This window comes from Shewanella sp. 125m-7, from assembly GCF_052977045.1.
Genome location: NZ_JBRILQ010000053.1, coordinates 1 through 25,590, shown reverse-complemented (window position 1 = coordinate 25,590; position 25,590 = coordinate 1). Strand labels below are relative to the sequence as shown.

At 43.4% G+C, this 25,590-nt stretch carries 20 protein-coding genes and 1 tRNA gene; 9 read left to right on the top strand and 12 right to left on the bottom strand.

Annotated features, from left to right (window positions below):
- From lpxK to ACVBIL_RS18480, 3 genes are all read right to left on the bottom strand, one after another.
- Positions 1–707, bottom strand: a 707-nt coding sequence (lpxK, locus tag ACVBIL_RS18490) for a tetraacyldisaccharide 4'-kinase (protein WP_447168425.1), incomplete at its 3' end; no start/stop codon positions are given.
- Entirely contained in the window at positions 708–2,543 is a 1,836-nt protein-coding gene (gene msbA / locus ACVBIL_RS18485; RefSeq protein WP_447168424.1) for a lipid A export permease/ATP-binding protein MsbA, read from the bottom strand.
- Between the two features lie 32 nt (positions 2,544–2,575).
- Positions 2,576–4,912: a DNA internalization-related competence protein ComEC/Rec2 gene (locus tag ACVBIL_RS18480; protein WP_447168426.1), complete on the bottom strand. Its 2,337-nt coding sequence runs from the start codon at positions 4,910–4,912 to the stop codon at positions 2,576–2,578.
- Positions 4,913–4,989: 77 nt separating this feature from the next.
- Here ACVBIL_RS18480 and ACVBIL_RS18475 point away from each other — a divergent pair, with 77 nt between their 5' ends.
- Entirely contained in the window at positions 4,990–5,496 is a 507-nt protein-coding gene (locus ACVBIL_RS18475; protein WP_447168423.1) for a DUF2062 domain-containing protein, read from the top strand.
- A 137-nt stretch (positions 5,497–5,633) separates the two neighbouring features.
- On the opposite strand, the gene ACVBIL_RS18470 is transcribed toward ACVBIL_RS18475, so the two are convergent.
- The 3 genes from ACVBIL_RS18470 to yejK all read right to left on the bottom strand — a co-directional run bounded on the left by ACVBIL_RS18470 (position 5,634) and on the right by yejK (position 8,614).
- Complete coding sequence (locus ACVBIL_RS18470; RefSeq protein WP_447168422.1) at positions 5,634–6,476, bottom strand: M23 family metallopeptidase; 843 nt, start codon at positions 6,474–6,476, stop codon at positions 5,634–5,636.
- Between the two features lie 17 nt (positions 6,477–6,493).
- Positions 6,494–7,375 (bottom strand): 6-carboxytetrahydropterin synthase, encoded by an 882-nt coding sequence (locus ACVBIL_RS18465; RefSeq protein WP_447168421.1) that lies wholly within the window; start codon positions 7,373–7,375, stop codon positions 6,494–6,496.
- Positions 7,376–7,585: 210 nt separating this feature from the next.
- Positions 7,586–8,614 carry a nucleoid-associated protein YejK gene (yejK, locus tag ACVBIL_RS18460; protein WP_447168420.1) on the bottom strand — a complete coding sequence of 343 codons (1,029 nt, stop codon included), beginning with the start codon at positions 8,612–8,614 and terminating at the stop codon, positions 7,586–7,588.
- Positions 8,615–9,092: 478 nt separating this feature from the next.
- Between yejK and ACVBIL_RS18455 the strand changes: the two genes are divergently transcribed.
- From ACVBIL_RS18455 to ACVBIL_RS18445, 3 genes are all read left to right on the top strand, one after another.
- The gene (locus ACVBIL_RS18455; RefSeq protein WP_447168419.1) at positions 9,093–9,311 is read left to right on the top strand and encodes a YejL family protein; all 219 of its coding nucleotides are present in this window, start codon (positions 9,093–9,095) and stop codon (positions 9,309–9,311) included.
- An 83-nt stretch (positions 9,312–9,394) separates the two neighbouring features.
- Positions 9,395–11,179 (top strand): DUF3413 domain-containing protein, encoded by a 1,785-nt coding sequence (locus ACVBIL_RS18450; protein ID WP_447168418.1) that lies wholly within the window; start codon positions 9,395–9,397, stop codon positions 11,177–11,179.
- Between the two features lie 135 nt (positions 11,180–11,314).
- Positions 11,315–11,391: transfer RNA gene (locus tag ACVBIL_RS18445), tRNA-Pro, on the top strand.
- A gap of 146 nt (positions 11,392–11,537) precedes the next feature.
- On the opposite strand, the gene ACVBIL_RS18440 is transcribed toward ACVBIL_RS18445, so the two are convergent.
- Complete coding sequence (locus tag ACVBIL_RS18440) at positions 11,538–11,762, bottom strand: cytochrome c3 family protein (RefSeq protein ID WP_447168417.1); 225 nt, start codon at positions 11,760–11,762, stop codon at positions 11,538–11,540.
- A gap of 438 nt (positions 11,763–12,200) precedes the next feature.
- Between ACVBIL_RS18440 and ACVBIL_RS18435 the strand changes: the two genes are divergently transcribed.
- Positions 12,201–14,390 (top strand): sensor domain-containing diguanylate cyclase, encoded by a 2,190-nt coding sequence (locus ACVBIL_RS18435; protein WP_447168416.1) that lies wholly within the window; start codon positions 12,201–12,203, stop codon positions 14,388–14,390.
- Here the strand turns inward: ACVBIL_RS18435 and ACVBIL_RS18430 are convergent.
- Positions 14,380–15,819: an alpha/beta hydrolase gene (locus tag ACVBIL_RS18430; RefSeq protein ID WP_447168415.1), complete on the bottom strand. Its 1,440-nt coding sequence runs from the start codon at positions 15,817–15,819 to the stop codon at positions 14,380–14,382. The two genes, ACVBIL_RS18435 and ACVBIL_RS18430, sit on opposite strands and share 11 nt — an antisense overlap.
- Before the next feature lie 121 nt (positions 15,820–15,940).
- On the opposite strand from ACVBIL_RS18430, the gene ACVBIL_RS18425 reads away from it, so the two are divergent.
- The gene (locus ACVBIL_RS18425; RefSeq protein WP_447168414.1) at positions 15,941–16,411 is read left to right on the top strand and encodes a DUF6942 family protein; all 471 of its coding nucleotides are present in this window, start codon (positions 15,941–15,943) and stop codon (positions 16,409–16,411) included.
- 184 nt (positions 16,412–16,595) lie between these two features.
- On the opposite strand, the gene nadE is transcribed toward ACVBIL_RS18425, so the two are convergent.
- Complete coding sequence (nadE, locus tag ACVBIL_RS18420) at positions 16,596–17,426, bottom strand: ammonia-dependent NAD(+) synthetase (RefSeq protein ID WP_447168413.1); 831 nt, start codon at positions 17,424–17,426, stop codon at positions 16,596–16,598.
- Positions 17,427–17,707: 281 nt separating this feature from the next.
- Here nadE and ACVBIL_RS18415 point away from each other — a divergent pair, with 281 nt between their 5' ends.
- A complete protein-coding gene (locus ACVBIL_RS18415) occupies positions 17,708–18,352 on the top strand; it encodes a LysE family translocator (protein WP_447168412.1) in 645 nt (214 codons plus the stop codon).
- Positions 18,353–18,576: 224 nt separating this feature from the next.
- Here ACVBIL_RS18415 and ACVBIL_RS18410 read toward each other — a convergent pair whose 3' ends face one another.
- Together ACVBIL_RS18410 and ACVBIL_RS18405 are read right to left on the bottom strand one after the other, a co-directional pair.
- Positions 18,577–19,929: a sigma-54-dependent transcriptional regulator gene (locus tag ACVBIL_RS18410; RefSeq protein WP_447168411.1), complete on the bottom strand. Its 1,353-nt coding sequence runs from the start codon at positions 19,927–19,929 to the stop codon at positions 18,577–18,579.
- Positions 19,926–21,722: an ATP-binding protein gene (locus ACVBIL_RS18405; protein ID WP_447168410.1), complete on the bottom strand. Its 1,797-nt coding sequence runs from the start codon at positions 21,720–21,722 to the stop codon at positions 19,926–19,928. The genes ACVBIL_RS18410 and ACVBIL_RS18405 overlap by 4 nt, the downstream gene beginning before the upstream one ends.
- 413 nt (positions 21,723–22,135) lie before the next feature.
- Here ACVBIL_RS18405 and ACVBIL_RS18400 point away from each other — a divergent pair, with 413 nt between their 5' ends.
- Positions 22,136–22,858, top strand: coding sequence for a hypothetical protein (locus ACVBIL_RS18400; RefSeq protein WP_447168409.1), 723 nt, complete (start codon positions 22,136–22,138; stop codon positions 22,856–22,858).
- Between the two features lie 577 nt (positions 22,859–23,435).
- Here the strand turns inward: ACVBIL_RS18400 and ACVBIL_RS18395 are convergent.
- Positions 23,436–24,398: an integron integrase gene (locus tag ACVBIL_RS18395; protein ID WP_447168408.1), complete on the bottom strand. Its 963-nt coding sequence runs from the start codon at positions 24,396–24,398 to the stop codon at positions 23,436–23,438.
- A 665-nt stretch (positions 24,399–25,063) separates the two neighbouring features.
- On the opposite strand from ACVBIL_RS18395, the gene ACVBIL_RS18390 reads away from it, so the two are divergent.
- Positions 25,064–25,417, top strand: a complete 354-nt coding sequence (locus ACVBIL_RS18390) for a GFA family protein (RefSeq protein WP_447168407.1) — start codon at positions 25,064–25,066, stop codon at positions 25,415–25,417.
- The last annotated feature ends 173 nt before the right edge of the window (positions 25,418–25,590 follow it).

The window sequence follows — 25,590 nt, the reverse complement described above, 5'->3', positions numbered from 1 at the left end:
TTATCAACATTGATGTTATCAACATTGATGTTATCAACATTGATGTTATCAACATTGATGTTATCAACATTGATGTTATCAACATTGATGTTGCCAGCATTGGCGTTGCCACCATTAACGATGACATGGTCGACGCTTTGTAAACGCCAAGCACCTTCGCGCAGTGGCCCTGCCGGCAATAACATGCCGTTACCTAAACGGCGCTCACCGTCGAGAATAACCAGCTCAATATCTCGGGCTAACTGATAATGTTGCAGCCCATCATCACTAATGATGATATCGACGTCAAACTCTGCCAACAAGTGTTTAGCCGCATCGACTCGCTTAGCGCCAACGACCATGGGCACGTGAGTTCGAGCCACTATCATCGCAGGCTCATCGCCAACACTATCCGCGCTATCGCCGGGGAAAACTGCACGCACACCCTCAATATCGACGCCATAGCCACGACTTATCACCCCAGGCTTTAAGCCGTGCTTTCTAAATAGCTCGATAAGATAAATGACGGTGGGCGTCTTACCGCTACCGCCAACGGTAATATTACCGACAATAATTACCGGCACAGGCAACTTAAGCGCTTTTTTTACCTTTAAGCGAAACAGCAAGCGCCTAAAACCTGTGATCAGCGCAAATAACAGCGACAACGGCCAGAGCGCAAACCTAAGCGGATGACCTTGATACCACAGTTTATTTACCCAGGACTGCATTTAGCTACCAAACTGCATTTGATACAAGTTGGCATAAGCGCCGCCTTTGGCGAGCAGAGACTCATGAGTACCACGCTCGATGATCTTACCTTGGTCAACCACTAGAATTTGGTCAGCGCTTTCGATGGTCGACAATCGGTGTGCAATCACAATCGAAGTTCGGTTTTGACGTAGATTGTCTAAACCTTGCTGAATCGCCTTTTCAGACTCAGTATCGAGCGCTGAGGTCGCTTCATCAAGGATTAATACCGGAGCGTTACGTAATATCGCGCGAGCAATCGCGATACGCTGACGTTGTCCACCCGATAACATCACGCCGTTTTCACCTATTTGGGTATCTAACCCTTCAGGCATAGGCTCAATAAATTCCATTGCATGGGCCAATGTAGCGGCTTCAATGATCTGCTCTTTCGTTGCCACACCTGGATAAGCATAAGCAATGTTGTTAGCAATACTGTCGTTAAACAAAGTCACTTGCTGTGACACTAATGCAACTTGGCTTCGCAAGGACTTAAGTTTGTAATCATCGATGTTTTGACCATCAAGGGTGATCTCACCCGCTTTAAGCCCGGTATAAAAGCGGGTCACTAGACTCGCTATTGTCGACTTACCAGAACCAGAACGGCCCACTAATGCCAAAGTCTGCCCCTGCTCTACTTTGAAATCGATGCCATTTAACGCCAGTTTTTCGTGCCCAGGATAGCTAAAATCTACGTGATTAAAGGCAAGCTCGCCTTTAACTCGCTCAACGTCTAATGTGCCTTTATCACTTTCAGGCTCGGTATCAAGCAGCTCAAATACTGTAGTACAGGCTGCAATACCACGCTGGAATTCAGCGTTAACACGAGTTAAGTTTTTAATCGGCTGTAGCATCGCGAGCATCGCACCTAAGATGGTGGCAAATGTGCCCGCTGTAAGTTCCGCTTTCATGCTGTCGATACTGGCGGCATATAAAACAAATGCCAATGCGAACGATCCAATAATCATCACTAATGGTTGACTGATTGCTTGAGCCGTCGCCAACTTCATTGTTTGGTAACGGTTTTGATCGTTTACTTTAGCAAAGCGCTGAGCTTCAGTTTCTTGACCACCAAAAGACAGCACATTTTTATGGCCTTTAATCATCTGCTCTGTCGCTGCCGTCACTCCGCCCATCGCGGTTTGAATTTGCTTCGATACTTTTCTGAAACGGCGACTCACTACAGTGATAACTATACCAATAATCGGTCCAACCACTAAAATCACTAAAGAGAGTTTCCACGAAAAGTAGAACATGATGGCAATCATGCCGACCACGGTAATACTATCTCGGACGATAGTGATCAGTGCACTGCCCGATGCTCGTGCAATTTGTTCCGTATCATAAGTCACGCGGGAAATGAGATTACCGGTATTTTCTCTATCCATGTAGCTTACAGGTAGCGTCAGATAATGCTCAAATACCTCTTGGCGCATATCCATGATCACCCGCGCACTCATGTATGAGATGCAATATGTCGATAGGAAGTTAGCCAGACCGCGAAGTGAAAATAAGCCGATAACGACAAATGGCGCCAACAATAGGACATCGTTACCAGAGCTAAAACCGTCACCTGTACCAAAATCGATACTACTGACCCCGCCCGTTACACCACCAGCAGCTTGAGCCGCTTGGCCTGCTTGACCACCAAAGCCTTCATCAATAAATGGTTTGATCACTGCAATAAATGTTGCGTCAACGAGGGCGTACATAACTAGGCCTAAGACAGCAAAACCCAATACTACTTTAAGGGGCTTTAAATAACCTAATAGACGCTTAAAAACGGTCCAGACTTCATTTTTAGGAGATGTTGTCATTGAGAGATTAACATTTTGGCAAAAGAAGCATTCTACTCTGGATTTTTAATCTGGCCAAACCTAAACACTTGGTTATACCAAAATGGTGCGAAATCTGAACGATATGTACGAACTTTCATTGTTTCTTGCTCAAATAGCACACTAACCTGTCCGTGTGTTCCTACCGTCAAGGTTGAAATATCTCGTCGATGATAGCGTGCAACGACCTCTTTTTTAGGAAAACCATAGTGGTTTCTAAAGCCCGCGGCAAATAAAGCCAACTCAGGAGAGACCGCATCAATGAAGGATTCGGTAGATGAGGTCCGACTGCCATGATGTGGGGCTATTAATAGTCGACTCTGCAGTACAAATTCGTCTCTATCTGCCATTTCGAGTAACCGAAACTCCGCCTGCTTTTCGATATCCCCAGTGAGTAATACGCTATTACTCCTATCGCTAATTCTGACTACGCATGACCCATTGTTACCAGCTTTGGGCGTTAACGGTGCTAATAGCTCCAGCTTAAGGCCTTGCCAGCCCCATATCTTGGGTCGGCAATTAAGCCGAGCGCGCGCCTGATTAAAGGATTGATCAGACACAAGCTTGGCATCAGGATAATTATCAAGAATGACATTAACGCCGCCAGCGTGATCATTATCGCCATGGCTAACAATAAGATAATCGACATCGCTTATTCCCTTACTTTTAAGAAAAGGCTGCAGCACTCGCTGTGCATAACTAAAGTTTGTCCCGTATCGCGCCCCAGTGTCATAAATGACGGCACGGCTATTTCGCTCGATGACGACTGATAAGCCTTGGCCGACATCGAGTAAGTGCACTTGCCAACGTTTATCTTCGCCCATTCCTTCGATAATAAATAACAGCTTCAAGACTAGCGGCAACAACATCACGGATAACACTAAACACCAGGATTTCTGCTTTATATTGACCATCAAGTAGATGCCAATAGAGGCCATTATCAATGCAGCGACAAGCCCATCGGATAGATGAACCCAAACATAGTTATATTCACTGGCATAACCCAGCAAACTCACCACAGGGGCCATAACTAACGCGGCTAAACTGAATATTCCTGTAGCAGAAAACCCAAATCCAGTGGCGAATAAAAACACCAGTAAGGACAATAACCCAATAGGAATAACCACCAGACTAAACCAAGGCACTAAAACAAGGTTTACCAAAAGGCTGACTAACGAGGTCCCTGAGAAAAAGATAGCTTGAAGCACACCGAGTCCTAACGTTAATCGCCATTGCAGCGCCCAAAATGCCAATAAAACGGATTTCAATTTAGGCCAAAACAGATGTGATAGCGATTTTTCTGGAGGGGCAATCTTATTTGCTGTTTCCGTAACGGTATCAGCTACTGCCACTCGATTATTAGCCGTAAAGTAACGCGTTACTGTGAGGAGAATAATTGCCAATGCGCAAAACGATAACCAAAAACTCGCACTTAATGGGCTTAGCGGATCGATTAATAGGATCACAAACAGTGCATAGAGTAGCCTTTCCCAGCTCGACGAGTGCCGACTGAGGACACTAAAACAGATATAGGCGAGTAACATGATTAACGCGCGCTGGGTTGAAACCGAGAAACCGGCAAGGTAGCTATAGGCTACGGCTCCCAGTGCCGATAACGCTAAACAGTAAAACCAGTTGCGGCGGCTTGCAGTAGGAAAGCGGCGGTACAAAATCCACTTTGAACTCATTAATAACCAAAGCGATACCACAGAAAGGTGCAACCCTGAAATGGCGAAAAGATGGCCTGCTCCGGTATTTCTCAACTGCTGCCAACGTTCAAACGAAATCATCGACTTATCACCCGTAAGCAACGCCAATAACAGGTCAGCACTATGATAAGACGTGAGCGCTAATTTAAGCTTTGTTATTAGCTGAGTGCGATAAGACAAGTTAGTTGTCAGTAACTGACCACTAATCACCTTTCCTTTGCCTATAATATGTTTAGCTAGCAGGTGCTTTTGTTGGTTAAATCCACCTTGGTTTAAAACACTGGTTATCGGTTTAGGCTTTATGACTAATTGCCAACGTTGCCCAGCAACGACTAACGGCGGATTGTGCCAGCTCAATCTCAACTTGCGGCTCATGACATGGGGTGAAATTGAATCAATCAGCACGATATCCATACTAATCCGGTCGCTGTTTGTATGAACAAGTGATATGATTTCGGCCTCAACACTCAATGTTTCGACATTTTCGCCGGTGTTCCAGTCCATTAATAACCAATAAAAAATGCTAAACCAGCTTATTGCTAATAAGCTTCCGGCAATAAATGGAACACGCTTATAGACTGTAATAATCACTAAGACCAATAAAGGTAGAATGTATAGGTCAACCAAGGATGGCCAAAGCATCGTTGATAGAATAGTAATGCCGTAGCCGCACATAAATCGATTCATAGTGAATTAAGTTAAGACAGCAAATTGAAGTTATGCCAAAAAAATTTATTGAAAAATTTATGCCCAAACCCGAAACATTGCGTGATCATAAACACTTGCGCATGTTTGGTGATCTGCTACTAAAACCGAACTTATGGACCTTGAATCGACGCTCGGCTCCCGGTGCGTTTGCAGTGGGCCTCTTTGTTGCGTGGCTCCCTATGCCATTTCAAATGGTACTGGCCGCGGCGTTAGCCATTTTATTTAACGTCAACTTACCGCTTGCGGTGGCGCTGGTATGGATCACTAATCCTATCACCATGCCGTTCATGTTTTATATGGCCTACCTGTTAGGAGCCAATTTGCTCGGTCATGAGCCACAAGCCTTTAATTTTGAGGCCAGTTGGCAATGGATCCAAGCGTCGCTTGAAACAATTGGCCCACCATTTTTACTAGGTTGTATCGTGTTTGCGGGCGTTTTTTCATTAGCCGGTTATTTTATGATAAAGAACCTCTGGAAATACTCAGTCTTGTTTAAGTGGAAAAGACGCTATAAATAAGCTGTTCAACTAAGTTATTAAAATCAGCTGTCAAAATCAGCTGTTAAAATAAACGCTTAGCAATTGCGGTCACAAAAAAAGCAGTCATTAAGACTGCTTTTTTTATGGATTAAATTGCGCTTTTACAGCGATGGCTACTACTGGTTTTTCTCTTTAGCCAATACACTCTTCATCGATGGCACTATGGTGGTTGGATCGAGTCGCACCTGATACCAGTTCACACGCCAATCCAAGTGAGGGCCTGTCGAGCGACCCGTTGAGCCAACCTCAGCGACTTTATCACCTTGCTTTACAATATCGCCCTCTTTGACATACAGCTTACTCAAATGCAAAAAACTTGAGTTCACACCATAGCCGTGATCGATAATCATGGTGCCGCCCGAGTAAAACATATCTGGAACAGAAAGTGATATCACCCCATCAGCGGGAGCAACCACAACCGTACCTGTTTTTGCCGCAACATCGACCCCATAATGCGGTGTGCCGGGTTTACCGTTGTAAACACGCTGGCTACCATACACACCAGAAATTCGGCCGGTTAAGGGCCAGACAAAGACTTGGTTAAAGGCGTTGCTTTGAGTAAATTGAGCCCTAGCCGCTTTAACCTGTTTAGCGTCTTTTGCCGCACGAGCTTGAGCCTTAGGATCTGGCTTCATGATCGTCTTGCTGATCCCGTTGACTTGTTGAATATTGTATTGACGCTGGTTGATTGTTAACGGCTTAAGTTGGGTCAGTCCATCGGGGTACACCAGCTTAAGCATTTGCTCAAGCTCGGCTTCCCGGGCAAAGCCAAAAACAAACTGACCTTGCTCGTTCACCAACACTGGCTCATCATTTAAGAAAACTTGAGTGCCAGGTTGTACTTGCGCTCGCACCAGTGCACCTTGGGATAAATCCCCGTTAAGCTGAACTTGTGCGCTAGCTTGACAAGCCAAGCTGCTCAATATGCTAGTCAAAACAATCCGCGTAAATGGTCTCAAAGTGACTCCTTTAATCCTTAGCTAACAGGCTTTCGGCTCGCAATAGCGCCCTTACCTACACCTTCGTAAGCGATGACTTTAAATTCACTGCTTGGCACTTTTTCAGATAGCGTTTGCGCCATGTAGTCAGCCAATAACTCAACGGTAGTATCATGGGGAAGAATATCGCAACGCTGTTTAGGCATGGCTAGCTGAAAGTCACCTTGCGGTGCTTGGTAATGAAAGCCACAGTGCGTCTCATCGTTCACCACTGTCTGTGGAGACAATTCCAACGAACCGACTGGAACCTGATCGTCTACCGTAGCCAGATAAATATCGTGCCAACGTTTAGCCCAATACTCATCCCATTTTGGCGCCGCTAATCCGTTTTCAAACACTGTAACTGGGCTACGATGCCCATGAGCAATACGTTGACAATTGCCATCATGTTTCTTCAAACCATGACTGTAATGGTAAAATGGCGCATCATGTATTTCGTTTCTTAAGGTTAACGAAATACCTTCTACGTTCGCAGGCAACACTTCTGTTAATGCCTGCTGCAGAAACTTATTCACGCTGTCAAAATCGATGATTTCACTCGGGATCAGTGCAAATGCTTGTGAAGGACAAGCTAGGTGAATATCACCTTGTTGACTTGAAAAGTCCATCCATACCCTATCACCTTGCTGCTGCCAACGCGCTGCATCACAGGCCGTTGGTACCAATAAACGGTGATCGGCCACATTATCGATAGTATTTTTAATGGTGCGTTTTACCTTAGCAAAATCGAGCACCATATTTTGCTCATCTAAACCACCGTCAAGCAGCACATCAACAATCCAACTTTCACCAACCATGCCACGTATTGGACACAGGTATGAGAAATCGATAACGGTTAAATCTTTAACAAAAAGTTGCATTTGCGCTCCTAGGTAGAAAAACAGTCTACCTGCCATAGTCCATGCAGCAATGGCCGCAGGATGAATGAATTGAATGATACCAATTGGTATTAGAGTCGTTAAATTGACTCTTTAATAATTGCAGTAGTTTGCAATGAACAAGCCGAACACTAATGGTTCGGCGGTTATGTAACAATGCACATTCTACTGATATAAAAACTACCGTAACGATTATTCGCCTTTTAGACGACGATCTAATTGATCTTTAAGGTTGGCTGGTACACCTTTGATAATGATGCTGTCGGAGATTGGATCGTAAATAACCCTTTCACCTAAATGCTGTCCATCAAAACTCAATGTGACGCCACCACCTGTGCCAGAGAACTTCTTCAACTGTCTCAATGTTGGCTTATCACCAGGAAACTCTTCTTCCAATTCATAATTGCCACCCTGAGCAAAATCATAAAAAGAGTCCATACCTTGGTCTGCGAGTTCATCGGCTAAATCTTTAATCTGAATCGATGCACCTTCATCACAGCGCTCAGTACAATAATCAAATACACGCTCACGAGCCTGTTGACGTTCATCTTTAGTCAACTCGCTGTTACCAACAAAGTCTTCAACGGCATTCATTAACGACTTGTTTTGAGCCTTAATATTAACCCCTTCAACACAGCCCATGAAGTCCAAGAAGAAATCAGCGACTTTGCGACCCGCACGGCCTCGCACAAAAGAGATATATTTTTTAGATCCGGGATCGGCTTGCCACTCGGTTAAATCGATACGCGCAGCAAGTTGGACATTATTTAAATCCAAATGGGTATTTTGCGACAACTCCATATCATCGAGTACCGTCATTGATGACTTTGCGTTAAGCAAAGACACATATAGGTAATCACTTGTCATATAGGTGTAGCAAGATAACAGCAAGAACCCGCCAGTACTAAAGTCATACTTAGCTAATTCTTCTTGCAGTAACTTACCCGCAATACCCGAGAACTCAACAAAACCTAGCTCACCGCTGCGATAAGTCGTTAACGCTTCTTCAAACTTAGTGTTTGCTTCGCCGTCTTCACCGCTAATACCAAAATGCCCAAAACCCTTACCCGCTTTTGTCGTGTAGGTTTGATGTAACTCTTCTAGCATCGCCTCAACCGCTTGGCTATTTAGCAAAGGTTGCGGACGTAATCGACAACTAAGTTGACCTTCACCATCTTGAGAAATGGAGTGGATAATTGCTTGTTCGACGTTAATACTCATTGAGCCTCGATAAAATTTGGCAAGGAGCGTAAGCCTTGGCTCACGCTGTTAATGTATAAATTAATATTCAGTCATTGATAACGGAAAGCGAATTCCCGATACCAAGCTTAATGCTCGCTATCATACCAGAGAGCGGCAATAAATCCATATTTGCTTGAGTGAAGCAACGCTCAATTTGGAACGTTATGACAAGGTTAAACTCATGCCTAAGCCCATCGTCTCTCACTCAGCATGAATCATATAAATAACTTACAAATCAGCTTTATACTGACTAATCATAACAATCATAAACTGGATTGCGATATTTTTTAAAAGGCTGTTGTAGGTAAAAGCTAAACCAACATTTAAGCTACAAACAGCCCTCAATCATAGCGTCCAGATCGCCGCACGACAAAAAGTAAGATAAAAGTGCGGAGCTTCTGCAAGAAATCCGTTATTATATGGAGTTAATCAAGATTTAAAGTGAACCTTTTTAATTATGGCTATTCAATCTAAATATTCTAATACTCAAGTTGAGTCTATTATTGCTGAATTACTTGCAGTGCTAGCAAAGCATCAATCTCCAACAGACCTCAGCTTGATGGCATTAGGCAACTGTGTCACTCACCTATTGCAAAATAAGGTGCCTGCTGAATCGCGTAAAGTGGTTGCAGAGCAATTTGCTAAAGCATTGTTGCAGTCAGTCAAATCTAAATAATATACACATATTTTAAGCAGAATAAGTAAAGGCTAAACAAATCGTTTTAGCCTTTATAATGCCTAAACAATAAATGGATCAACATGGTCGAGCGACAAAAACAGATTGGACGTGATCGCGTTTCACGCTTAGTAAGCTGGGGGCATTGGTTTGCCTTTATTAATGGATTACTTGCCATTATTGTCGGCTATCGGTATCTCGATACCATCGGGCTTCCCGAATCATTTATTGGCTGGGGCTATTTAGTGATTAGCACTATAGGTCATTTTAGCTTCTTAGCGTTTATGGTCTATCTGGTGTTTATTTTCCCCGTCACCTTATTGTTACCCTATTCAAAAGTCCTCAGGGGTTATGCCGCCATAGTGGCGACATTGAGCTTGTGCTTACTGCTCTATGATACGGTGATCTATGATGATTATGGTCTTCACTTAAGTCCATTTGTATTTGATCTCGCTTGGGCCGATTTAAATGCCTTACTACGTGGCACCTCATACATCATCACACCTCTTGCCATTTTGGCGATAGAATTAACCTTGGCCAATTTTCTGTGGAAGCGCATAGAAAAAATCCGTAAACGCAATATTGGCAATCGTATCGTCGTGATTGTTGGAGCCTGCTTTGTTGCCAGCCACCTAATACATATTTGGGGTGACGCCGCTGATGTCACCGAAATAACCCATTTCGATGACGCTTATCCTTTATCTTACCCTGCCACAGCTAAGAGTTTAATGGAGAGCTATGGTATTGAAGGTATTCAAGACCATCATAGCCAAATACCGCCAAAGGCGAGTCTCAAATACCCATTATCAAAGATGCAATGCAGTGCTGATAACCTGCCAAACATTTTGATCATCGCTGTTGATAGCTTACGAGCCGATCTAGTTGATAGCTCTACCATGCCTTTCCTTGCATCTTATGCTAAAAACAATATCGACTTTACTGAACACCTCAGTGGTGGCAATCATTTCGGCAGTGGTATGTTTAGCCTGCTTTATGGTCTGCAAGGTAGTTACTTTAACGCTGTAGACTTACATTTTCAGAGCCCGGTACTAACCCAAGAACTCAAGGCGAAAGGCTATCAATTAGGACTCTTTACCACCCAAGATAGCTTAGCCGAGCCGCAAGCAATATATAACGACTTTACGCGCGTTAACGCAGAACATATCAACAGTTATGCCAAATCTGATCTTCAATCCGTGGTAAATTGGAAACGGTGGACACAGTCAACGGCTCAGCCTTGGTTTAGCTTACTCAACCTAAAGTCACCAGAAAGCTATGACACTCCCATTGGCTTCTTAGGTATCAAAACGGTCCAAGCATCAGTAAAGTTAAAACCAGCAGAAAAAGTCTTATTTAACCAATATCGACAGTCGCTTAACTTTATCGATAAGCAGATTGAACAGGTGGTGAGCACGCTTCCGAAAGACACTTTGGTAGTCATTACAGGTATTAACGGTAAGATGTTTACCAGTAACTCCGATGAAGCTAGGGTTAACCTGTCTCCCGATAGTATTCGCGTGCCGATGATTATTCATTGGCCAAATGAAGAATCCGCTAAAAAGATAAAATATCGTACTACACACAATGGTTTAGTACCTGCTATTTTGACTCAAACCTTAGGTTGCACTAATCCCGCCTCTGATTACAGTTCTGATCAAAGTCTAATGCAACCTAGTGATAAAACCTGGGTTTACGTTGGCGACCACCGTATCTTTGCTATTTACCAAGAGAACGAAATCACCGTTATTGACCGTCATGGTAAATACCGGATCTACGACAGTGAATATCATAAGCGGTTAAAGAAGAAGTTAAGCGCCCCAGAGCTCGTTGAAGTAATGCGTGAAGGACGTAGACTCTACATCCATTAGAGATTACAAACTAAACAAACGGATACCAATAACTCATGAAGAGCTTGCGCAATCAAAAATGTCTTGATAAAGTGCTGGCTCTTCAGAATTCCCCCTTTGTTATAAGTAGTTTATAACGTGTTCTGTTGAATATCTCGGGATATGGCCTAGTCCGGTAAGGCGCTTGTCTGGGGGACAAGAGATCACAGGTTCAAATCCTGTTATCCCGACCAAATTAAACAAAAAAGCCAGCTAATCAGCTGGCTTTTTTGTTTCTGCACTACTTAAAATACAAAGCTTAAAAGTAATACCAATTAATAATTGCAGAATAGACATAAAAAAGCGCTGATATTACAGCGCTTTTATTACTGTCGAGTCTTTACTCGTGACAGTCTGAACACTCTTTCATTGTAAGCTCTGGAGTGTGGATCTCTGTATCTAGCTCGTGAGCGCTCGCCATATCGTGACAATCGTTACAAGTCGCAATGCTTGCTTCCATCTCTGTATGCTCTTCAACATTAATTGTCTCATGGCAATCAGTACAGTTTACAGCCATAGCTGAAGCAGAAAACGCTAACGCAGCAACCAAAGTTAAATATTTCATATGCATTCCTTAATACGGAGTTATCGCACTTAATGTTTGTGGTGTCACAGAACTGTTAAGGCTTTTTTTGTTAAAGCTGCCTAATAAATTAAAGACTTAATTACTTTACAGCCATGCGTACTATGATATGAATTAACCTTAACTGAACCTTAAATATCGCCCTAAGCTTGAACAAAAGCTGACTGAGAACTCGATGACTTCCCAAGGTTGTGAGCAAGATCGGACATATAGCAATATTTAACGTTTTCTGCTTTTTCAATCTTAAAATTTACCCTTTATCCTAAATAACCTTACCACCGCAACTGCTGCTTTTTTACTCACCCAACAACAGATAGACAGTTAGACGTTGCTATCCCTTAACAAAGTTAATAAATTGTAACTAACGAGACAATTGATAATCGCTAGCGGTATAGCAACTGACGAGAAAGGCGCGCTCTATTGATAAATATCGATAAAAATAAATTTCTGTTAGCTTCCACGTTAGGTTTAATCGGTTTAGTCATCAACCTGTACCCGATACACTTATTTGCTAACATCCAGTTAATCTTTGGCAATGTATCCTACGTTGTTACCGCAATACTGCTCGGGCCTTGGTATGCTCTCTATACCGCAATGATTACCGTCTCAGGGCTAATGATCGCTTGGGATAGTCCTCATGTATATCTGTTATTTGGCGTTGAAGCACTCTGTCTAGGATTCGCAAGAAGAAAAGATATTTATGCTTTATATGCTAGTTTTTGCTTTTGGCTATTTATCGGTATGCCCCTGTTCTATCTTTATATCTTTATCTTTACAGATCTACCCAGTAGCCACATCGCCTTTATTGCGCTAAAGCAAGGGATCAACGGCTTGGTCTATGCCTGTATTGGATCCTTGTTAATTATCTTAAGCCCCCCCTTCTGGCACTTTGCCGATAAAGTTAAAGACAGGCAGCGACGAACTTTCAATGCTCAGCTCACTTATACCTTTACCCTCGTCATTACCATCGCTTTGCTGTTGGCAGCCTTGCTCTTCAATAACCAATTTATTGAACGCCAACAAAGCCTGCTTTATACCAATATAAAAAATACTGCAGATCATCTTGGATTATCGACTCAAGCATACCTCGACACACATATCCAAGCGATATCCAACGCCGCCGCTTGGCTTAGTTTAAATAAACACGGAGAGGTTGAAGAGCAGATCTTACTAAGCAAGCTGCATAATAATTACCCAGGCTTTATTACCATGTTGCTCGCCAATGACGAAGGCAACGTCATTGCCGCGAGTCCCGCGTCCTTGCTTACCAATGGCACTGTTAATCCTCAAAAGTTTAGTATCCGTGACAGAAACTATTTTATCGAATCCTATATAAACCAACGCGCTTATATATCACCACCGTTTTTAGGTAAAGGCTTTGGTAATGATCCTATCGTTGCCATTAGCTCGCCCGTTTACCCAGCCAACAACCCTCATCAACCGATAGGTATTATCGAAGGTTCACTCAATTTAAATGAATTTAAAAAGGTTGATAAATTCAACACTGACTCACTGCACCAGTCCATTGTGCTCATTGATAAAAATAGAAAAGTGATTTACGCCTCAGATGGACTCGATATCGCGCCCTTGAGCGAATTTAGCTTCTCACAACCTAGCGAAAACTATATTACCTCTCTGCCAATGCTTAATATCAGCCACGGCGACAATAAGGCGCCGGAGTATGTTTATGCGAATGCGACGCTCAGCAATGATTGGCAATTATTTGTGCTTAATCCTTTTAGGCCATTGGTAGAGTTGGTCGAAAGCATGTACTTGGCCACGTTTGCAATACTGCTTATTTCATTATTGATCACCATTTATATTTCACGAGTGATCAGTGCGCGCCTGACTCTGCCCTTAGAAAATATCGCCAATAAGTTCAGCACTAGCCTTGAAGGTGATAATCTCGAATATGCGGTAAATGAAGAGTCACCTCAAGAAGTGTATTCTTTATTTAATCGCTTACAGCAAAGTAAAAGCCAACTTATTAGTTATCAGCTTGAACTCGAAGAAAAAGTCGCGATTAGAACTTTAGAGCTCGAGGACGCCAACCGCCAACTAAAAACATTGGCCGAAAAAGACCCGCTTACGGGATTGTACAATCGCCGCTATGCGGAAGAGCAATTTAAGGGAGTTCAAGAATTCTGCCAACAAAGCGATGAGGTCATAGCAATTGCCCTACTCGACCTTGATAAATTTAAGTACATTAATGATACCTATGGCCATGACAGCGGAGACCTCACGCTTAATTTAGTCGCTCAGTTACTCAATGATGATTTCAAGCGAGATTCAGATATTATCGTTAGATATGGTGGTGAAGAATTTCTATTAATTATGCCACTGTGTAATGCGCTAAAAATTGAAAGTCATCTAGAGCACTTTAGGCAAAGACTTGAAAACACGCTAATCGACAATCAGCATGAAAATGTACAATTTAAGGTGACCACCAGCATAGGGGCTGTCATAGGAAGTGGAACCTTTAGCGCCTCACTGGAAGATTGGGTCAAACAGGCGGATATTAATCTTTATCAAGCCAAACACAGTGGCCGTAATAAACTGGTATTCAGCACATTAGAAGAACCAATGATGACCGAAAAAATTAAGGCGTAATTGTCCCGTCCATTTTACTGAGCATATAACGATGGAATGGATTCCATTTCTGTCTCATGATTTCACTCGCGGACACACTGAACACCCCTCTCTCTCCACGAGAGGCCCCTGTGCCTATCTGAATGTGTTGCTTATCTGCGTCCCAAATGGGGCCATACAGTGCATCGCTTCTAGGAAATGGTAAGGCTACGTGCGACAGTGAATAAACCTGCTTAGGCCAGCTCAGTGAAAGTGGGGTTATGCTAGCGTCATTGATACTACGGCTTTGAATTTGGCGACTATCAAGGCTCTGGTTTTCAATTAAAGTAAAGTCGTAATTAAACTCGCCGTCAGCCATCATCTGTCGATAAGGTTGCAGAGGATCATTTAAAATAAGACTCAAGTTCACTTTGGTACGGTTAATATCAAATAGTACTAACTCATGACCACCCGCTGGCAATTGATTGTATAAACGGTTGACCACAGCACGGGTATCAACGGTATCATCAGTTAAGGACTGAAACGTTAATATGGGTGGTAACCCAGCTAACCGCTCTGCTCCAAGTTGCTCAATAAGCTCCAAATTTCGTATCGAAAGCTGGTACACAACATCACCTGCATTCACGGCAAACGAGCCATATTTAAACGGATCGTATTCCGCTTGAATGCTATTCCAGCTCAACTTATCTAATCCAAGTACTGTGCCGAGCCTTGCCTGCCACCACGCACCTGCGGCAACGGGCGGTAAGCCTATAGCCGGAGAGATAAGTACCATAGACGCATAATCAGCCTTTTTCTCAACCGCAAGGCGCTCAAGCTCATGGTTAAGCGCCAACGCCGCGCCTGTAGAGAAACCAACTAAATATAACGGTTTATCACCCAATACTGTTTTCATATGTTGGGTTGCAAGTGCCACTGCCCCAGCCATATCTTGCCAATAAATATTGGTGAGTGCCGAGGGTAAAGTCCCGTGACCTGGTAGCCTAAGTCCCAGTACATGAGCCTTATCTTTATAATGGTTCGCAAAATGTGACATGGCGTAGGGTGAGTCAGACATACCGTGTAACAGAAGCACGCCATATTCGGCGTCAGCGTTAGGCCACTCATAGCTGCGATTCCAATCTTGTATCCAGAGCCCCGGATCGGAATAACTTCCTTTCACATAGCGATTGAGAATATCGTAAGACTGTGGGTCGCTCGGCTGTTGATACACTTTACTTTCTAGCTCGGCAAAAAGCTTATCTTCAAGCGCCATATACTCATCGAAACGATTAAGATTGCTGTTTACGCGATATTCAGAGGTTAAATCGGTAGTATGCCAAAACGATAGATCGGGGCGTGAATTTAAAAACCATACCGCCAAGGCAATTAGCGTAATGCTAGTGCCTAAAGACGCATAAAACAACGCAAAGGCGAGGTGTTTTGTCGATCCGATAATAATGGCTTTCATGCGTCGCTATTCATCCTAAACAAGCAATATAATAAAAGTGAACTCGATAACAAAAGATAGCTTAATAATAAAGGATAACTTACACGTTTTTGATACGAACGGGTAAAGATAAGGGCATAAATTGAATAAACATAATTACCTAATCGGCAGCGCCAGTGCCAGTACCTGCTTTTATTTACCTACACCACCAGCACTCGATAGTCACTGGCATTATGCCTCTATCGATGCAATACAACGCCTTATCGACAGTAACGGTAATCATTGGCGAAAAATTCTAACCATAATGGCTAAAATATCGGTAGGTGATAACAACTGGAAACACTATCGCGATGATCAATTATTAAAACAAAACGAATCTATCTGTATCGGTGCGACTAAATTAATGCCAGATGCCAAGCTACATATTGTGTGTGGCCAGCAAAGTGCACAGAGCCTGCAATTATCTGAGCAGCAATGTAGCTTGCTAACACCGTACATCAGTAAACACCTTACTCAAGCTCTCTATGTGTGCCCGTATCTCGATTACCGCCAATTTCCGAATCTGCAAATAGATCAATTAAGAAGTAGATTAAACTTGCCACCGCTGAGCTAATCATCGCAGTATTCTTTGCTGCCAGCTCTTGGACTCAAGCTCTTAAATCAGGCTCTTAAGTCAGGCTCTTAAAGCGACTCATAAAAATTAGCGAAAGAAAAAGGCGCCTAGGGCGCCTTTCATCTATCAATCACATCGAATCGCTATCGAAACTAAACCATATGCAGCGCTAAGCCGTATGAGCCTAATCATAAATCGTTGGGATCGGCTCTCGCTTGTGTTGAGTCGCGCGGTATATACCAACAAGCTTATCATTAACAAAACTGCTGACCTGTTTACCCTCTAAAAAGTCATCAATCTGCTCATAGGTTAAGCCTAGCGCGACTTCATCTTCTAATTGCGGCTTGCCCTCTTCCAAGTCAGCCGTAGGTGCTTTAACCACCAGCGACTCGGGCGCGCCTAAGTAGGCCGCCAGTTGACGCACTTGGCGCTTATTAAGTCCAAACAATGGCGCTAAATCACAAGCACCATCACCCCACTTTGTATAAAAACCGGTAATATTTTCAGCACTATGATCCGTGCCAACCACTAAACCACCCACTAACCCCGCGATCTCATATTGGGCGACCATACGCATTCTTGCTTTTACGTTACCTTTTACAAAGTCGACTTTGTCATCTTCTGGCAAGGTAATACCTGCCGCTTCAACTGCAGCGACGGTTTCACTATGTACACCATTTACACCAAGCTTTACGTTTACCGTGACTTGTTTTGAAGGTTGAATAAACTGACAAGCTAGCTGCGCTTCATCTTCATCCTTTTGAACATCGTAGGGTAAGCGCACGGCAATAAACTGATATGGGTTTGCCTCTGAGCCGCCGTTAAGCTCGTCAATCGCAAGCTGACACAAACGCCCGGCCAGTGAAGAGTCGACGCCACCACTGATCCCCAAAACTAAAGAATTTGTATTGGACTGCTTAAGCTTTGACTTAATAAATGCAACCCGTCTTTGTATTTCAAAAGCGGGATCAATCGCCTTAAGCACCTTCATTTCTCTTAAGATCTGTCCTTTCACGTTCTGCGCTCCAATGGTCGTAGGCATAAAATCGGCTTATATTATGGGTCAATTTTACCGACAATTCACGACCTGTTTTATAACAATCGTGTTAATTTAGCGCTTCGAGAGAAAATTTATCATCTGGTGTTTCAATCACGCTTCAGACAGAAAACCAATTGGGGCTCTAACAAACATGAGCAACACTGATAAATACTGATAAATACTGATAAATACTGATAAATACTGATAAATACTCAGACTAAGCAATACTAATACTCAGACTCAGACTAAGAGATACTATGGATTATCATTTACTCATTTCACTGGCCGTCATTCATCTCGTTGCACTCGCAAGCCCCGGGCCAGATTTTGCCTTAGTCGTTCGCCTTGCGACTCAAGAGTCTCGCGCCGCAGCGGTTGCCTCTGCACTTGGTATTGCGGTGGCGATTCTCGGTCACACTCTGCTCAGTTTAACGGGCGTCAGCCTAATCATTAAAAGCTCAAACTTCTTATTCACTCTGGTTCAGCTCGCAGGCGCAAGCTATTTAGCGTGGATGGGGGTAGGCGCAGTAAAAGCTGCATGGCAACATTGGAAAGATCCGGTGTCGGTTGAGAAAACAGCACAAAGCAAAGGCGTCACTGCTTATAAAGGGTTTATGCAGGGGCTGTATACCAATCTTTTAAACCCCAAAGCACTAGTGTTTTTTATCACTCTATTTTCAACCCTGATCACACCACAAATTAGTTTTACCACCAAGGGCATGGCAGCCATATTACTGTTTGCCTTGTCTTTTTTCTGGTTTAGCTTTATTGCAGTAGTGTTATCTAAACCCAAAATTCAACTGAAAATGAAAAGGGCCAGCCCGTTCATCAACCTAGTCACTGGGGTTGTATTTATTGTTGTGGCGCTGATGATTATTTCAGGACTGGCGACGCCTAACTAACAGCCCCTAGTTTAGCAATACTCAGTTATCAATACGCAGCTAGCAATACGCAGTCAGACAATAGGTAGTTTAAGAGTAGGCAAGGCAACCCAGCCCTGTGATTTAAATCACAGGGCTCATTTAAGTCAATGAGCCCTGCCATAAGCCATGGCTCAGCGCCTATCAATCCCACATTAACGCTCTCACAAACGCACAAACTCAAATGAGTCGTTGTCCTGTCCCCACTAGACCAACTGATGCTTCTCTAAGCGATACAAAAACGCTTTATAACTCAGCCCCAATTGTTTTGCAGCCTGAGTTCGATTGCCATCATGTCGTGCCATCGCCTGCTGTAAGCAATCTTTCTCAAATGCTTCCCACTCAAAACCATCTACGGGTAGCACAAATTGATTGGGGTTAATTGTACTCTTGCCAGATTGTAATTCGGCAACGAGCTCTTGTTCATCACCGAGCAGCACAAACCGCTCAATTCGATTCGACAGCTCTCGTACGTTACCAGGCCAAGGATAATCCAGCAGTGATTTCATCGTTTCAGCACTTAACTTAACGACTTCAACCCCGTACTGACCACCGTGGATCTTGAGAAAATGCTCAATGAGTCGGCCAATATCTTCTCGACGCGCTCTAAGTGGTGGCATATCAATGGGAACCACGTTCAATCGATAAAACAGATCTTCTCTAAAGTTACCCAGCTCCACCTCTTGCTTAAGGTTTCGGTGAGTCGCAGCGATCACCCTGACATCTAACTTTATCTCACCATTTTGTCCAAGACGTGAGATCACCCCTTCTTGTAAAAATCGCAATAGCTTAGTTTGTTGCAGCAGAGGCAGGTCACCAATTTCATCGAGAAAAATGGTACCGCCATTCGCGGCCTCAAGCTTACCAATCTTTAAGGTATTCGCACCGGTAAAAGCCCCCTTCTCAGCACCAAATAACTCAGACTCAGCCAAACTTTCAGGAATAGCGCCGCAATTAATGGCAACAAAGGGTTTATGCTGTCGACTCGACAATTGATACAGAGCCCGAGCAGCGAGCTCCTTACCAGTACCACTTTCTCCGCCAATCAGCACCGTGGCATCAGTCGCGCTCACCCGTTGTACACGGGCATATACTTTTTGCATACAGGGCGCCTTACCCACTAAGCCCACCAGCTCTTGTTGCTGAGATAGCTCTGAGGCTAGGCGTCGATTTTGCTGTTTAAGTGTCAATGACTTAGCGACTTTGTCTATCGCCATCAACAGTGATTGGCGTTGATATGGCTTTGACAGATAATCATCTGCTCCCGCCTGCATGGCATCTACCGCATGGGTGATCGTGCCGTAAGCCGTAGCGATAATAAAGCCAAGATCCGGGTATTCTCGTCTCACGTAGCTCAGCAGATCCATGCCGGTCAATTGTCCAAGCTTCCAGTCTGAAAACACGAGGTCTGGCACGCTCTCTTTTATCGATAAGATGGCTTCTTCAACGCTTGCTGCACTGCGGATTTGATATTCATTTGCAGCCAAAATTTGGCAAATAAGCTCGCGTTGATCCGGCTCATCCTCGACGACTAAAATCTGCAAAGGCGCATGACTCATAAGTGTTCTCCTTGCGCGGTATCGGCTTGTTGCTCTGGTTGCTGCGCACCAAGACCAAAAATGAGTGTCACTATGGTGCCTCCTTGGGGATTATCTTCAAATTGGATTTCACCATCATAATGGCTCTCGATTAATCGCTTAGCAATATAAATCCCCATACCTGAGCCCTCGGTTTTGCTGGTCACATGGGGTTTAAATATCTGATCTTTAACTAAAGGGTCTATCCCTTTGCCCCAATCAGTAATCGTCACTCGCTTAGCGTGTTCATCTTGGCTTAGCTCAACTTTTATCTGCTTTGCCTCAGGGTCAGCTTCAACGGCATTAATCATCACCGCATGTAGAATACTTCTTAACTCAGACTCAGCGCCATTAACACGTAAGATTGTAGACTGTGAGTCAAACATGACTTTAGGCTTGATCCCGGTTATTGACAGTTCTAACAAGATATCTTGAATAATGGCATTTAACGGCACCGCTTTATCTCGAGCCACTTCATTACTCGAAAGCGTTAGCAATGATTGAATACTTTTATCCATCAAGGCGATTTTTTGTTGCATTTTGCTATTGAGTTTCTCTCGTTCAGCAAGGGCTTCGGTACAGGTACTCTGCTCAGATAACAGCCCCAACGTATGCAGAGGGTTTCTCAAGCTATGGGCGATACCGCGGGTGATCTGTCCAAGATCGGCAAGGTGCTGTTGCTGCGACATCTGCTGCTCTTTTTTACTTAATTTGGCTAATGCCCTGCTCATACGATTAAAGCCCGCTAAGATCTGCTTCAGCTCTTTTACGCCTTGCTCCTTAAGCTGTATACCAAACTGCCCCTCAGCCAACTTTTTATGGCCACCAGCAAGTTCAGTCAAAGGCTCAGTCACGTGATGACTTAGCCAATACGCCAATAATAGTGCCATCACACTGGTCAGTAAGATTGCCAATAATACCGACTCACTAAAACGCTCAAGCAGATAGTTGGCGCCGCCACTTGGCAGCTCGACAGTACGCTGACTCCTAAATTGCAGCGCGTTACTTTGGCCACGTTCCTCATTACTGATATCGTGAACCAGCACATCTTCTCCATCAACATGCTCAGCTGTAGCGCCTTCAATAATCAGCACCCTACCGTCTTTAAGCCATTCATCGGTATGGATCTCTATGTTCTCAAGGCTGCGCTCTACCCGCTGTTGATACTCACGTGCGGCTTGCTCCCGCAATTGCTGCATGTTGTCGCGATTACTCTTAACTAACATGCGTTCTTTGGCTAATAACGCTTGAACCTTTTGTTCAAGCGCGGCTTTCTTAGCCTTAAATGCGTCAGTAATATGCTGTAACTCACCGCCCTGTGACACGCCATTAGCGAGCTCAAATGCTAACTGGTCTATATCATTATTTAACCCTTCAAGTTGACTATCCACCTCTTCTTCGGCTTCATCTGTTAATCGTTCAGCCTCCTGTTCAAACTTTTCGTTGATAAGCTCGCGATGTTCAAACCAATCGCTGCTTCCCGGCTCAAATTCAGAAGCTAATTCAGAGTCAAAATCAGAGTCAAATTCAAAACCTAATTCAAAACCCTGCTCAGATCCAGCATCTGGCGCCTCGGGAAATGCAAACTCCATACGCTCGAACTCTGCAGCATTTTCAATCACCACGCTCACTAGGCTTTTTGACAGGCTTTTTGAGCTTTGCTCAAGCTCTGCTTGTAATTGAGTTTTGAAATACTGCGCCACAAACAACTGACTCATCGCCAGCAATAGGATCAGCGCTCCAAACAACATAAACACATAGCGTTTTATCGACATAATTTGCTCTTATATTTGCCTATCTCAAATTTGATTCATGGCTGTTACACCAAGTAGGTATAACAGCAGGTATACAAGATTGATACCAAGCCTAACCACTCAGGTCCAGCGCCGTCCTATGCCGTCCGATACATAGAGTGCGGCTTTCATCCTACATATTTAAGGACTTAACCTGACCTATGTTGAATTAACGCTAACACAAATTGAGTCAATATCCCCATATCAGCAAGTTACCTGCTCATATCGGTAATTATCTTTTTGATTTTTTTTTGATAATCGACAACACATACGTCAAAGCCCGCGGTGATAAAGCGTTTGCAACATTGGCACAGCCTTAGCATTTATTGTTCTAGTCAACACAAAACAAGCAACACCAACTCAGTCATCAATGCACCACATTAAAGGGAAACAATATGAACTTAAAACCACTCGCCATCACTATCGTAACAAGCTGTTTAACCTTGTCTCAACCAGCCTATAGTGCACCAACCGATATTCAAGTCATCGACAAAAAGGAGCACAGCTTAACCACCAAGATCAATACCGATGAAAATGACATTACTCATGTCACGACACTCTTTAACGATATAAGCTATGAGATGTCATTTACCCCGCAAGAGCTCGCCGATAAAGACAGCATTAAACAAAAAGTGAGTAAGCTTCCTGAGGATGCACAACAGCCCGTCACCAGAATGCTAGAACGAGTGCCGTTTCACCCAGCAACCCCAAAGTTGCTGCTGGACCCAAAAGTGAGTCAAGCGATTAAAATTAAACTAGAGAAACTGCATCAACAGTTAAATGGTAAAGAGGCTGACATTAAAGCTCATGCAATGAAGCTTGAATCAAAGGCGATAATATTAGAAAGAAAAGCTCATGAGTTAGAGGTGTTATTTGAACAAAACGAAGGTGAATTTGAAATTCATGTCCAATCCCTAGGGGATGATATAGCGCTGCTCACTGAGCAAATTACCGAGCTTGAATTAGAGCGACTCGGGCTTGATGGTGACGCGTCACGCGTTCTTATCTTCCAAGGTGATGATGAGCCAAGTAGCTCAGATATTATGGCGTTAATTGAGCGCGCCGAATTGACCTATGAGGAGAAGCAAAAATTGAGTGAGGCATTAAGTCAAAAGTGAGCCCGCCATTGAATGAAGATTATTTCCCTGCTCCCTATGCATCAGATATGAAGAAACATGCATATATGCAGACACTACCGTGACACGGTGAGTAAAGCGAAGCTTTGTGCTACGAACGAGAAGCATGGATAATGGAATGGCTATTAGATATGGATATCATTGCAAGTCAATCCTTAGAAGCTATGCCATGCCATCTGATGTGAACAGATTCACCAATGCCGCAGTGACATGGACGTCATAGCGCGGCCCAGTCATGGACGGTCACGGCCGAATCTACACTTGATAATTGGTGCCTTAATTCAGGTAGCGATGGATCGGTCTCTAAATTGAAAATACCTCAAAGTGTGCTAAGCCTCGAATCTGGCTTGATTACATTTTCTTGAACTGCTGTTACCAAGTAACGAGTATGACATTGTAACATCATGGTGACTAATCGCCTGCTGCGGGGGGATGTGCAAATACTGCCGTAAGACGCTGTGAATACCCAGAGACGAGTTGGCAGCTGCAGTTTGATGATTATAGCGTTGGCCTCCCCTTAATATGTTTTTAAATCCTATTTGGTTCAGTAATCGTCATATTACAGACTATCTAGCGGACTCACCGTGCCCGCGTAATGTTGGCCAAGCACATGAGTGTAGATTTGAGTGGTATTGACATCATTGTGGCCCAGTAGCTCCTGAATTGTTCTTATGTCTCGCCCAGCTTGAAGTAAATGGGTGGCAAAGCTATGCCTAAAGGTATGGCAAGTGACACGTTTTATGATATGGGTTTTTCGCACCGCAGCGGCAAGTGCTTTTCGAATTACACTCTGATGCAAATGGTGTCTACAGTGGGTCTTAGTGTATGGATTATCACAGGTAGTAGTTGAAGGGAAAATGAACATCCATCCTGCTTGTCTAAATGCGTTCGGATATTTACGCTCTAGCGCATATGGCAAAGAAGGGCCGACACCATGGGTATTATCCTTAAGCTGAATAGCACGCGCCGCATCGATATAAGCAGGTAGTTTGATAGCACATTTTTGACTGAGGATTGTCTGCCTGTCTTTATGGCCTTTTCCATCTCTAACTGTGAGTGCACAGCGTGCTATATCGATATCCTGAATGCGCAATCTTAAACATTCTGAAATCCGCAGTCCGCTGCCATATAACAACTGGACAATAAGCTGGTCTCGCCCATTTAGCTGGCAAAGCACCTCAGAAACTTCTTTGGTTGATAGCACAATAGGCAACTGTCTTTGTTTGGTGGCATATTTAAACCCCAAGTCGCCTAGATCTTGTTTTAAGTGTTTATGATAAAGATACACAAGAGCATTGAGCGCCACTTTCTGTGTATTAATCGCGACATTACGTGAGTTAGCCAGAAAACTAAGGAATTGCGTCACTTCAACTTGCCCCATTACTTCTGGGTGACGCTTTTGCTGGAAGTTGATAAAAGCTTTAATCCAATACAAGTATGCTTTTTCTGTTTTGATACTGTAGCCGCGCATACGCATATGTTCACTAACTTGAGTCAAAAAAGGACTTTTTTTAGTTGTCATGAGAAGTTCTCTTGAACTGTTTATTTATACAGTATTATCTACTTTGCTCGGTTTTTCAGGGAAACGTTGTGTAAATTATGCGCGTTTACGCTTGAAGGGGGAATATTTGTGCTGTAACATCAATGCCTTATATTGGTGTTGATTTAAATAACAGCTTTGATAAACGCGCATGCGCGTTTTCTCTAAAAGGTTATTAAACCATATTTTGTTTTTCCCAATAAATTCAATTGATTAGTTGTGCGCGTTTTTACTGGTCTAATGAGGTAAACGCGCATGCGCACTATACAAATGTTGAACTAAGCCGCTGCGCGGAGCCTAAATAAGCTTCAATTGAGTGTCTAACCGACTTTGAATCAGTTAGACTTAAAGATATGTGAAGGAACACAAGTATGAGAAAGGAATTTGAATGAAAAGCTTACAATCCACCCGATATCAGTTGTCGACCTGCTCTACAGCCCAGTCCCAGCATCAAAAAAAGCAAATCCCTATTGCATGAAGTGTACCAACTAATCTGGATGTGGCATCGGCCAAGTCCAACAAGCGATTTGTGCCTTGCAGACAGCGCAACGTACAAATACTAAGACGTTAGGCATCTTTCGCATGGCTTTACCTTTAAACTGTTTTTATATACAGTGGTCGTGATTTTTACTACAAGGAATAAAAATATGAAATATAAAGGTAGTTGTCATTGCAAGGCTGTTCAATTTGAGTTTAAAAGTGAAGAAATCAAATCTGCGTTGCAGTGTAATTGTTCTATATGTTTGCGTAAAAATGCAATCATGTCCCAAAAGAGCTATGAACCAAACGAATTCAAATTGTTAAGTGGTCAGGAAAATCTTGCTACTTACCATTGGGGCGATCACGATGTAAATCACTATTTTTGTAAGTCGTGTGGTATTTATCCGTTTCACGATACTTCTTATGATCCCGGCAAGTTTAGAGTTAATTTAGGGTGCGTGGAAAACATTGAACCAAGAGAGCTTGAAATTGTTTATTTTGACGGCAAAAATGAACTTTAATGCCTAACAAGGCAATTATGAAAGGGACGCAAAACGCTTGGCTTGCGCTTCTTCGTCGCTAATTTTAGCCAAGCATTTATGCGCCCCATATTGCGGCGTTAGTGCTTCACACAAGTTTTGAGTCAATATAAGGTTTTAAGGATGAAATTATTATTTAGTTTTCTTTCTATTAT